General features: G+C 66.4%; 7 protein-coding genes. 3 read left to right on the top strand and 4 right to left on the bottom strand.

Annotated features, from left to right (window positions below):
- Positions 1-142: 142 nt before the first annotated feature.
- From PMI12_RS10620 to PMI12_RS10615, 3 genes are all read right to left on the bottom strand, one after another.
- On the bottom strand, positions 143-2014 hold the full coding sequence (locus tag PMI12_RS10620; RefSeq protein WP_007831973.1) for a phosphoenolpyruvate carboxykinase (GTP): 1872 nt from the start codon (positions 2012-2014) through the stop codon (positions 143-145).
- A gap of 152 nt (positions 2015-2166) precedes the next feature.
- Entirely contained in the window at positions 2167-2319 is a 153-nt protein-coding gene (locus PMI12_RS29200) for a hypothetical protein (RefSeq protein ID WP_007831971.1), read from the bottom strand.
- Positions 2320-2438: 119 nt separating this feature from the next.
- Positions 2439-3638 carry a threonine ammonia-lyase gene (locus PMI12_RS10615; protein WP_193386545.1) on the bottom strand — a complete coding sequence of 400 codons (1200 nt, stop codon included), beginning with the start codon at positions 3636-3638 and terminating at the stop codon, positions 2439-2441.
- A 116-nt stretch (positions 3639-3754) separates the two neighbouring features.
- Here PMI12_RS10615 and PMI12_RS10610 point away from each other — a divergent pair, with 116 nt between their 5' ends.
- From PMI12_RS10610 to PMI12_RS10600, 3 genes are all read left to right on the top strand, one after another.
- Positions 3755-6079 carry an ATP-binding protein gene (locus tag PMI12_RS10610; protein WP_007831966.1) on the top strand — a complete coding sequence of 775 codons (2325 nt, stop codon included), beginning with the start codon at positions 3755-3757 and terminating at the stop codon, positions 6077-6079.
- A gap of 62 nt (positions 6080-6141) precedes the next feature.
- Positions 6142-7758 (top strand): S41 family peptidase, encoded by a 1617-nt coding sequence (locus tag PMI12_RS10605; RefSeq protein ID WP_007831964.1) that lies wholly within the window; start codon positions 6142-6144, stop codon positions 7756-7758.
- A gap of 160 nt (positions 7759-7918) precedes the next feature.
- On the top strand, positions 7919-9103 hold the full coding sequence (locus PMI12_RS10600) for a nucleoside hydrolase (RefSeq protein WP_042673180.1): 1185 nt from the start codon (positions 7919-7921) through the stop codon (positions 9101-9103).
- A 3-nt stretch (positions 9104-9106) separates the two neighbouring features.
- Here the strand turns inward: PMI12_RS10600 and recQ are convergent, their stop codons facing one another.
- Positions 9107-10999, bottom strand: coding sequence for a DNA helicase RecQ (gene recQ, locus PMI12_RS10595; protein ID WP_086012098.1), 1893 nt, complete (start codon positions 10997-10999; stop codon positions 9107-9109).
- Positions 11000-11180: the final 181 nt, after the last annotated feature.

Here is an 11180-nt window from a genome sequence, read left to right as displayed (position 1 = left end):
TGACTGGGGTTTTTTGCTTTGGGGAGTTTGAAAATGGAAATGCAATGGAAATGGCGACACCGTCAATAACCAAACCGAACAGCCAATAAAAAAGCCCGATGGACAATCCACCGGGCTTTTTAGTTGGCGCAATCAGCGATTGTCAGGCTGCCAGACGCTGCTCAATCGCAGCCTTGGTTTCCGGCAATTCCTTCGGCAGATGGTGCTCAAGCTGCTTGAACAGCTCGGAGTGCAGCTTCAATTCAGCCTCCCACGCAGCCTTGTCGATGCTGGTCACGGTCGCGAACTGTTCGGCGCTGAAATTCAGGCCTGTCCAGTTCAGATCCTCGTAGCGCGGGCTCACGCCAGTGATGTGCTCCACACCATTGGTCTTGCTGCCTTCGACCCGATCGATCATCCACTTCAGCACGCGCATGTTCTCGCCATAGCCAGGCCAGACGAACTTACCGTCCGCGCCCTTGCGGAACCAGTTGGTCGTATAGATCTTCGGCAGCTTGGCGCCCGAGGCTTCCAGTTTCTTGCCGAGATCGAGCCAGTGCTGGAAGTAGTCGCTCATGTTGTAGCCCATGAACGGCAGCATGGCGAACGGGTCGCGGCGCACGATGCCTTGCTGGCCAGCCGCGGCAGCGGTCGTCTCCGAACCCATGGTCGCGGCCATGTACACGCCTTCCACCCAGTTGCGGGCTTCGGTGACGAGCGGCACAGTGGTCGAGCGGCGGCCACCGAAGATGAAGGCATCGATCGTCACGCCCTTCGGGTCGTCCCACGCCTCGTCGAGCGCCGGGTTGTTGGTGGCCGCCACGGTGAAACGGGCGTTCGGGTGCGCGGCCTTGGCACCGGTTTCCTTGGCGATCTGCGGCGTCCAATCCTTGCCCTGCCAGTCGATCAGGTGCGCTGGCAGCGCCTTGCCCGGTGCGTCCTGTTCCATGCCTTCCCACCATACATCGCCGTCGTCCGTGAGCGCGACGTTGGTGAAGATCACGCCGTCGTCCAGGCTGCGCATGCAGTTCGGATTCGTCAGCATGTTGGTGCCGGGGGCCACGCCAAAGTAGCCGGCCTCGGGGTTGATGGCACGCAGAGAGCCATCGGCCTGCGGTTTGATCCAGGCGATGTCATCACCGATGGTCGTGACTTTCCAGCCTTCGAAGCCCGCCGGCGGCACCAGCATCGAGAAGTTCGTCTTGCCGCAGGCGCTCGGGAACGCCGCTGCGACGTGGTATTTCTTGCCTTCGGGATCCGTCACGCCGAGGATGAGCATGTGCTCGGCCAGCCAGCCTTCGTCGCGACCCATGTTCGAGGCGATGCGCAGGGCGAAGCACTTCTTGCCCAGCAGCGCGTTGCCGCCGTAGCCCGAGCCATAGCTCCAGATCTCGCGCGTCTCGGGATAGTGAACGATGTACTTGGTCTTGTTGCAGGGCCAGGACACGTCCTTCTGGCCAGCCTCGAGCGGCGCGCCCACGGTGTGCATGCAGGGCACGAATTCGCCATCGGCGCCCAGCACCTCGTACACGGCCTTGCCCATGCGGGTCATGATGCGCATGTTGACGGCCACATAGGGCGAGTCGGAGAGTTCGATGCCGATGTGGGCAATCGGCGAGCCCAGCGGGCCCATGCTGAACGGCACGACGTACATCGTGCGGCCCTTCATGCAGCCGTCGAACAGAGGCTGCAGCGTCGCGCGCATTTCGGCCGGCGCCATCCAGTTGTTGGTGGGTCCGGCGTTTTCCTTCTCCTGGGAGCAGATGAAAGTGCGGTCTTCGACGCGCGCAACGTCGCTCGGGTCGGACACCGCGAGGAACGAGTTGGGGCGCTTGGCGGGGTTGAGCTTCTTGAAGGTGCCGGCGTCGACAAGTCGCTGGCAAAGGCGGTCGTATTCTTCCTTGCTCCCGTCGCACCAGTGAATGGCTTCGGGTTTGCACAGCGCGGCCATGTCGGCCACCCAGGCAATCAATTTCGCGTTCTTGACGTATGAGGGCGTCTGAATGGTGAGGCCCTTCATCGTGGGTGCGTTCATCGGAAAATCTCCTAAGTTGAAAAATCGTCTTTCCGAACGGGGCGCCGTGCCGCTCAGGCACGGAGGTCCGTTTGAGAAAACGTTTCGCTTTGGGAGACTGCGTCAGCGCGGGCCGCACCGCCCGCGGACAAAGGCGCGAACGCCTGTCAGCGTCAGGCCATGTAGACCGCGATGGATGCCAGTAGCAGCATCAGCACGCCGCCGGCCAGCGGCAGCACCAGTGGCATCAGGTGAACGACCGACTCGACGGCGTCTTTTTCGACAGCGGCGCCCTGGCTCGGCTCGATGGGGGTGGGGTTGGACATCGGGAAGTACCTCGAATACGCAATTGACAAACTGCCGGCATTTTACCGACCGGCAGCCTGGGACCGGTCTAGGGGGTTGCGAGCCCCTGAATAGAACCGTCCGGGGTTGATCTTGCGGCTCAATGCTGCTCTTCGGCTTCGAAGCCGGCGTCCTTCAGCGCGGCCAGCACGCTGGCGAGGTGAGCGCGTCCGCGGGTCTGCAGCACCAGTTCGATGTCGACGTTCTGCGCCGCCAGCATCGTGAAGGCGCGCTGGTGATGGACTTCATCGACGTTAGCGCCCGCTTCGGCCACGGTGGCCGTGATCTGGGCCAAGGAGCCCGGAACATCGCGCGCGCTGACGCGCACGCGAGCCAGCCGGCCAGCCCGCACCATGCCCCGTTCGATGATGGCCGCGAGCAGCAGCGGATCGATGTTGCCACCCGAAAGAACCAGCCCCACGCGCTTGCCCCTGAAGCGCTCGGGGTGCCGGATCAGCGCCGCCAGGCCGGCCGCGCCCGCGCCCTCGACCAGGGTTTTCTCGATTTCGAGCAGCATCAGCACGCCCTGCTCGATGTCGCCCTCGTCCACCAGCAGCAGGTCGTCGACCTTGCTTGCGATGATCTCCCGCGTGAGCACGCCGGGCGTTCCGACCGCGATGCCCTCGGCGATGGTGCTCTTGCCCTGCGCGTGGTGCGTACCCTTCACGGCGTTGACCATGGCTGGAAAGCGCGTGGTCTGCACCCCGACGATCTCGATGCCCGGCTTGCGTTCGCGCGCCGCAACCGCCATGCCGGCGATCAGCCCGCCGCCGCCCACCGCAACCACCAGCGTGTCGAGGTCGGGCACCACGTCGAGCATTTCGAGCGCCACCGTCCCCTGACCCGCGATGATCGCCTCGTCGTCGTAGGGATGCACGAAGGTCAGCCCCTCGCGCTGGGCCAACTCCAGTGCGTGGGCGCGGGCCGCATCCAGCGTGTCGCCGTGCAGCACCACCTCGGCACCGAAACCGCGCGTACGTTCGATCTTCACGCCGGGCGTGAAGCGCGGCATCACGATCAATGCGCGCAACCCCAGCCGCTGCGCGTGATAGGCCACACCCTGCGCATGGTTGCCGGCAGACATGGCGATCACTCCGCGTATACCGTTCTCCGAGAGATCGACCAGCTTGTTGCATGCCCCCCGCTCCTTGAACGAGGATGTGAACTGCAGGTTCTCGAATTTCAGGAACACCTGTGCGCCGACGATCTCGGAGAGCGTGCGCGACTCGACGCAGGGTGTATTGAGCACCTGACCTTGGAGACGCGCCGCGGCGCGCAGGATTTCATCGATTCCGACCATGGCGCGCATTGTGGCTGGAATCGCACCCATGAGGGTTTTTACCGTTCGCCGGTCTTCCCGAAGCCAAAAGTCTGCGTTATGGTCGCTCCGAGATTGTCCTCGTTGGAGGTTGCCTGATGGTCAAGCGTGCGGGTGTCGATGTCGTGGCTGCTGCGGTACGCGGGCAGGCACTGCCGTCGCCCGGCCTCAAGGAGGCGCCGGTGCTCGAGCTGATGTGCTCGCACTTCGTGCTCACGCTGGCGGCCAAGCAGGGGCCGCGTTTCAATGTGCGGCGCGACATCAATGGCCTGCTCTCGCTCACGGGGCGGCACCTGGTGTGGCCGGCGGCCGTGCTGCAGCGGCTGCGCGAATTCCTCGGGCGACGTTGCGCGGGCAACGAGGCCTGGAAGGGCGTCGAGGACTTCGACGGCCGCACGCTGCTGGAACGCCACGGCGTGTGGCGCGGCCCGTATGAAGAGGGCACGCTCTTTTTCTATCTCGACGAATACGCGAAAGACCAGCCGAAGGACCTGCTCTCGGTGCTGGCCGTCACGCGCGACTGGCTCACGCACGCGCTGCGCAAGCAATCGACGCTGGTCGAGAAGAACATCGACGCGCTCGCGGGCCTGCTGCAGCTCAACAAGGCCGAGCGCGCGCTGCTGCTCTACGGCACGCTCGCGCGCTACCAGCGCGACCTGCGCTCGCTGCTGGTCGAGTTCAAGGTCAACAACGCTCCCGAGGCCTATGCGGCCATTGCCGACATCGCGGGTGTGAACGCGAGCGAGGTGGGCGAGGCGCTGCGCGCGGGCTCGCGGCTCGAGCGCATCGGGCTGGTCGAGAACCTCATCTCCGAGCACAACATCACCGACCTGGCCGACCTCATGAAGGTCAGCGAGAAGCTGCCGCCGGTGCTCATGCGCGAGTACCGCGACCACAACGAGCTGATGGCCGTGTTCACGCGGCCCTCGGCCAAGAGCGCGCTCACGCCACACGACTTCTCGTTCGTGCAGGAAGACGCGCAGATGCTCGTCACGTTGCTGCGCGCGGCGGTCGCGCGCAAGGAGCCCGGCGTCAACGTGCTGCTCTACGGGCCGCCCGGCACCGGCAAGACCGAACTCGCAAAGGTTGTCGCGCAGGCTGCAGGACTCGAACTCTTCGAAGTCGAGTATGCCGACCGCGACGGCAATTCATTGAGTGGCCGCGACCGCTACCGCTCGCTGCAGATCGCCCAGGTGTTCCTCAAGGGCAGCGCGCAGGCCGCACTGCTGTTCGACGAGGTCGAGGACGTCTTCCCGCCCATCAGCACCGAGGCTGCGCAGTTCATGGCGCGCGCCGAGCAGATCCCGGCGCCCACCAGCGGCAGCGTGAGCGGCAAGGCCTGGGTCAACCAGATCCTCGAGGCCAACCCCGTGCCCACGCTGTGGGTCACCAACCGCATCGAGCAGATCGACCCGGCCTTCCGTCGCCGCTTCGCCTACCACCTGGAGCTGAAGTCGCCGCCGCCGGGCGCGCGCGAGCAGCTCGTGAAGAAGACGCTCGAAGGCGTGGTCGTGTCCGAGGCCTTCACCGCCAAGCTGGCCGAGCGAAAAGGCCTCACGCCCGCGCAGATCCGCACGGCAGTGCGCTTTGCGGGTCTCGCGCGAACCGACGACGCTTCAGTGGAAGCGCTCATCGAACGCCAGCTGCGCAACGCCGACCTCGCCTTGGGCACGCTCGATGCCGGACGCGGCGAGCGCCGCAGCGCGACCACCTACGACCTCGACATGCTCCATGTCGAAACCCGCTTCGAGATCCCGCGCATCGTCGAGGCACTGAAGGCGCGCGGCCACGGCACGCTGTGCTTCTACGGCGCGCCCGGCACCGGCAAGACCGCGCTGGCCGAGCACATCGCCAAGGCCGTGGGCCGCCCGCTCATCGTCAAGCAGGCCAGCGACCTCATGAGCAAGTACGTCGGCGAAACCGAGCAGAACATGGCCACCATGTTCCGCGAGGCCGAGAACGAAAAGGCCGTGCTGCTGCTCGACGAGGCCGACAGCTTCCTGCAGGACCGGCGCGGCGCGCAGCGCACCTACGAGGTCACCGAGGTCAACGAGATGCTGCAGGGCATGGAGCGCTTCAACGGCGTCTTCGTCTGCACCACCAACCTGCTCGACCGGCTCGACCAGGCCGCGCTGCGGCGCTTCACCTTCAAGATCAAGTTCATGCCGCTCACCGCCGCGCAGCGCGAGCGCATGTTCGTGACCGAGGCGCTTGCGGGCGACGCCGCGCTCATGACAGCTGCCATGCGTTCGCGGCTGGCCCCGCTGACACAGCTGTGCCCGGGCGATTTCGCGGCGGTGAAACGGCAGACCGACATACTGGCGGCCGAGTTCTCCGCGACCGAATTCCTTGACCAGCTCGAAGCCGAGCACCGTATCAAGCCCGAAGTGCGCGAATCGCGCGGCATGGGTTTCGTGCAATAGCGGGAACAGAAGAAAACCGGGCGCGCGAAACATCCGCGCGTCCGGGCCACGAGGAGGAAGGTATGGACTTTCGCAAGGTCGACGCGCGGCTGCTGCCGCGCCCAGGCGCATCGGTTGCGGGCGCCGCGCTCGTGGTGGCCTGCCTGCTGGCGGGTTGCGGAGGTGGCGGCGGCGGAGGCGGTGGCGCGGGCCTGCCGATCGGCCTGCTGCCCGGGACCACGGCACCGCCCGCCAGCGGTGGCGGCGATGGCGGCATCGTCGCCTCGGCCACGGTTGCCGGCCTGTGCGCGGCGCCGCGCGCGGGCGTCAACCCCGACACGGGTGCCGCCTATCCGGACCGCGCTGGCTCGCTCGACAACGAGAAGAGCTGGGTGCGCGGCTGGATCGACGAAACCTACCTCTGGTACACCGAGGTGCCGACCACGCTCAAGGCCGCCGACTATGCCACGCCGGTCGCCTGGTTCAACGTGCTCAAGACGCCGCTCATCACGGCTTCGGGCCGTGCCAAGGACCGCTTTCACTTTACCTACGACACCGAGGTGTACCGCCAGCTGTCGCAGGGCGGCGTGTCGGCCGGCTACGGCATGGAGACGGCGGCGATACGCAGCTCGCCGCCGCGTGACATCCGCATCGCCTTTGTCGAGCCGAACTCGCCCGCTACCAATGCGAGCCTGCAGCGCGGCGCGAAGATCCTCACCATCGACGGTATCAACGTCGTCAGCAGCACCGGCACCGCCAACGTCAATGCGATCAACGCCGCCCTTTCGCCCAAGGCCGTCGGCGAATCGCACACCTTCACCTTCGAAGTGAACGGCGTCGCGCAGTCTCCCGTGCAGTTGACGGCCGCGAAGGTCACCAGCACGCCGGTGCAGAACGTCCAGGTCATCGACACCGGCAGCGGCCGCGTGGGCTACTTGCTGTTCAACGACCACATCACGACCTCCGAGGCGCAGCTCATTGCCGCGGTGAACACCTTCAAGCAGGGCGCGGGCATCCAGGATCTCGTGCTCGACATGCGCTACAACGGCGGCGGCCAGCTGCTCATCGCCAGCCGGCTGGCCTACATGATCTCGTCGCCGGCGGTGACCGCGGGCAAGACCTTCGAGCAACTCACCTTCAACGACAAGAACCCGTTCCACCTGACGGCGGCGCAGACCCTGACGCCCTTCACCGGCACCAGCCGCAGCGGCCAGGCCCTGCCCACGCTGGGCCTCTCGCGCGTCACGGTGCTCACCGGCCCCGACACCTGCTCGGCGAGCGAGTCGGTCATCAACAGCCTGCGCGGCGTGGGGGTCACCGTCAACCTCGTCGGCGGCACCACCTGCGGCAAGCCCTACGGCTTCTACCCGCAGGACAACTGCGGCACCACCTACTTCGCGATCCAGTTCAAGGGCGTGAACCAACAGGGCAGCGGCGACTACGGCGACGGCTTCGCGCCCACCGCCGGTTGCACCGTGGCCGACGACTTCGCCCACCAGCTCGGGGACCAGAGCGAGGCGCGGCTGTCCGCGGCGCTCACGCTGCGCAGCACCGGCGCCTGCCCGGCCGGGTCGTCCAAGGCCCTGGCGTCGGGCCTGGACAAGAGCCAGGCCGCGCCCGATGTGGAGCAGCCCTACATGCCTGGCCGCTCGCCGCTGCGCGAGAACCGGCTGATCAATCCCGCACCCGATCCGGCCTGATCCGACCGGCCCGCGCAAACCCCTAGGCTGCGGCGCTTGCCATGGCCGCGGCTTGCACCGTAGAGTTGGCAAACGTTTGCGCAAAGCTTTGCGCAAACGTTTGTATTTCAGTGCCTTCGACTGAAAACCAACCTCTTAGTCTCAGGAGCGGAAGATGCAGATGCGCAAATGGATCGGGGCGATGTTCATCGCCGTCATCACGGTGTTGGCGGGCTGCGGCGGCGGTGGCGACGGAGGCGGCGGCATCGGCCTGGGCCCGGGCTTCGGCGGCGGATCGGGCGGCTCCACGGCGCAGAAGATCATCATCGACAGCGACTACAACACCATGAGCGACGACGGCCAGCTCGGCGTCATGGCAGTCCAATTGCAGGCCAGCGGCAAGGTGCAGGTCATGGGCATCAGCGTGGTGTCGGGCAACCAATGGCTCAAGCAAGGCGTGGCCGACGCGCTGATGTCGATGGAGCGGCTCGGCGTGGGCAACCGCATCGGCGTCTACGTGGGCGCGAACTACGCGCTCAACCACAGCTTCGCCGACGTACAAGCCGAGATGGCCGCGGGTGCCGGCGGCGACGGCTATCTCGGCGCCTGGGGCGGTCCCGAGCCGAAGACCGATGCCGACCTCAAGCCCTCGCCCGACGGCTTTGCGCAGCACACCGTCGTGCAGCGCAAGAGCGCGGTCGACTTCATCGTCGACACCGTGAAGGCCAATCCCGGCCAGATCACCATTCTTGCCATCGGCCCGCTCACCAACATCGCACTCGCGGCGAAGCAGAACCCCGAGATCGTCCCGCTCATCAAGAAGATCATCTACATGGGCGGTGCCATCGACGTGGCGGGCAACACCACCAAGGCCGCCGAGTTCAACTGGTGGTTCGACCCCGACGCCGCGCAGTACGTGGTGCGGCTGCCGATCCCGCAGGTGGTGGTGCCGCTGGACGTGACCGACACCGTGTTCCTCACCAAGACCATCTACGACCGCATCGCGCACCCGGCCAAGCCCACGGCCGTGACCGACGTGTTCCAGAAGCTCAACGGCTACGGCTTCGACGGCAAGAACGGCTTCGAGAACAACCCGAACTACACCCAGAACATCTGGGACACGCTCACGCTGGCCTACCTGATCGACCCGGGCTACGCCACGCAGACGGTGGACCGCTACGTCGACGTGATCGCCAAGCCTGGCGCGGCAGACAACGGCCGCTCCATCGGCTATGCCTCGCAGCCTGCGGGCCCCACGCTGCAGAAGATGACGGTGGTGAAGAAGTTCGACAACGCGCGCTTCTTCGAGCTGTACGTCGACCTGCTCACGCGGCCGGTGCCGGTCGTGCTGCCCGCGACGAACTGAAGGCTAGAAGGCCTCGCACACCCGCAGCACTTCGCTGCCATAGGCCTCGAGCTTCTTGGTGCCGATGCCGCTGATGCCCTGCAGGTCTTCGAGCGTCGCCGGTGCCCGCTCGGCGATGGCCGCCAGCGTGGCGTCGTGGAAGATCACGTAGGCCGGCAGATTGTGCTCCTTCGCCACTTCGGCGCGCCATGCCTTGAGCGCCTCGAAGCGCTTCTTGCCGGTGTCGTCGAGCTTGGCGGCGGCCGGCGAGGGCGCGCCCTTGACGGTCTTCTCGCGCCGGGACTTGCGCTCCGCCGGTGACGACACCGATTCGCGCAGCGTCACGCTCGCCTCGCCCTTGAGCACTGCGCGCGAGCCTTCGGTGAGCTTCAGCGTGTTGAACGCCTCCGCGTCGACCGCGAGCGCGCCCGTGGCGATCAGCTGGCGCAGCACGCCGCGCAGCGCCACCTCGCTGAACTCCGCGCCGATGCCGAAGGTGCTGATGCGCTCGTGGCCGAACTGCTTGACCTTCTCGGTCGGCTTGCCGCGCAGGATGTCCATGATGTGCCCGGCGCCGAAGCTGATGCCGCTCAACTGCTGCACGCGGTAGATGGTGCTCAGCAGCTTGCGCGCGGCATCGGTGCCGTCCCACACCTGCGGTGGGTTCAGGCAGTTGTCGCAGTTGCCGCAGGGCGTGCTCTTCTCGCCGAAATAGCCCAGCAGGCGCACGCGCCGACAGTCGCTCGCCTCGGCCAGCGAGAGCAGCGCGTCGAGCTTGCCGCGCATCACCTGCTTGAATTCCTCGCCGGCAGGGCTTTCGTCGATCATGCGGCGCTGGTTCACCACGTCCTGCAGGCCGTAGGTCATCCAGGCGTCGGCGGGGCCGCCGTCGCGGCCCGCGCGGCCGGTTTCCTGGTAGTAGCCTTCGATGTTCTTGGGCATGTCCAGGTGGCCGACGAAGCGCACATCGGGCTTGTCGATGCCCATGCCGAAGGCGATGGTCGCGACCATCACGATGCCTTCCTCGCGCAGGAAGCGGTCCTGGTGCTTCTGGCGCACCGCCGCATCGAGCCCGGCGTGATAGGGCAGCGCGTTGATGCCGGCGTCGCGCAGCATCACCGCCACGTCTTCCACCCGCTTGCGCGACTGGCAATAGACCACGCCCGCATCGCCTTCATGCTCGCGCTCGATGAAGCGCAGCAGCTGCGTGGTCGCGTCCTTCTTCTCGACGATGGTGTAGCGGATGTTCGGTCGGTCGAAGCTGGAGACGAACTGGCGCGCCTCCTCGAGCTGCAGCCGCTCGACGATGTCGGCGCGCGTCAGGTTGTCGGCCGTGGCCGTGAGCGCGATGCGCGGCACGCCGGCGTAGCGCTCGTGCAGCACGGTGAGCGCGCGGTACTCGGGGCGGAAGTCGTGGCCCCACTGGCTCACGCAATGCGCCTCGTCGATCGCGAACAGCGAGAGCTTGCCGCGCTCCTTCAGCGAATCGAGCTGCGACAGGAAGCGCGGCGTGTTCACGCGCTCGGGCGCCGCGTACAGCAGCGTGATCTCGCCGCGCAGCATGCGGCGCTCCACGTCCTGCGTCTCTTCCCAGTCGAGCGTGGAATTGAGAAAGGCCGCGCTCACCCCCGCCTCGTGCAGCGCGCCCACCTGGTCGTGCATCAGCGCGATCAGCGGCGACACCACCACCGCCACGCCGTGCCCCGCGCGCTGCCGCGCGATGGCAGGGATCTGATAGCACAGCGACTTGCCGCCGCCCGTGGGCATGAGCACCAGCGCGTCGCCGCCGCCGACCACGTGGTCGACGATGTCCTGCTGGGCCCCGCGGAACTGCGCATAGCCGAAGACTTCGTGAAGGATGTCGGCGGGTGCGCTGCTGCCGGAGGCGTCGATGGGGCGGGGAGCGAGAGAGGACACAGGCAGCGGAGGGGAGGTCGGAAGGGGGCGAGGGGAGGGGCCGCCGATTGTCCCCCAGCCGCGCAGATATGACTGTGGCACAAGGTTTGCAATGGTGGCCCCCGTCCTGCAACCTTTCTTGTCTAGACAGCAAATCGGTGCATTTCCCAAGGAATTGCACCAGAAATGACCTTTCGGGTTA

This window comes from Variovorax sp. CF313 (assembly GCF_000282635.1).
Classification (GTDB): Bacteria; Pseudomonadota; Gammaproteobacteria; order Burkholderiales; family Burkholderiaceae_C; genus Variovorax.
This window is presented reverse-complemented; position numbering and strand designations above follow the sequence as displayed.

Bases quoted from the DNA above. Each gene is read 5' to 3' on its own strand.
- PMI12_RS10610 (WP_007831966.1), top strand. From the start codon at position 3,755: ATGGTCAAGCGTGCGGGTGTCGATGTCGTGGCTGCTGCGGTACGCGGG.
- PMI12_RS29200 (WP_007831971.1), bottom strand. From the start codon at position 2,319: ATGTCCAACCCCACCCCCATCGAGCCGAGCCAGGGCGCCGCTGTCGAA.
- PMI12_RS10615 (WP_193386545.1), bottom strand. From the start codon at position 3,638: ATGGTCGGAATCGATGAAATCCTGCGCGCCGCGGCGCGTCTCCAAGGT.
- PMI12_RS10620 (WP_007831973.1), bottom strand. From the start codon at position 2,014: ATGAACGCACCCACGATGAAGGGCCTCACCATTCAGACGCCCTCATAC.
- PMI12_RS10600 (WP_042673180.1), top strand. From the start codon at position 7,919: ATGCGCAAATGGATCGGGGCGATGTTCATCGCCGTCATCACGGTGTTG.
- PMI12_RS10605 (WP_007831964.1), top strand. From the start codon at position 6,142: ATGGACTTTCGCAAGGTCGACGCGCGGCTGCTGCCGCGCCCAGGCGCA.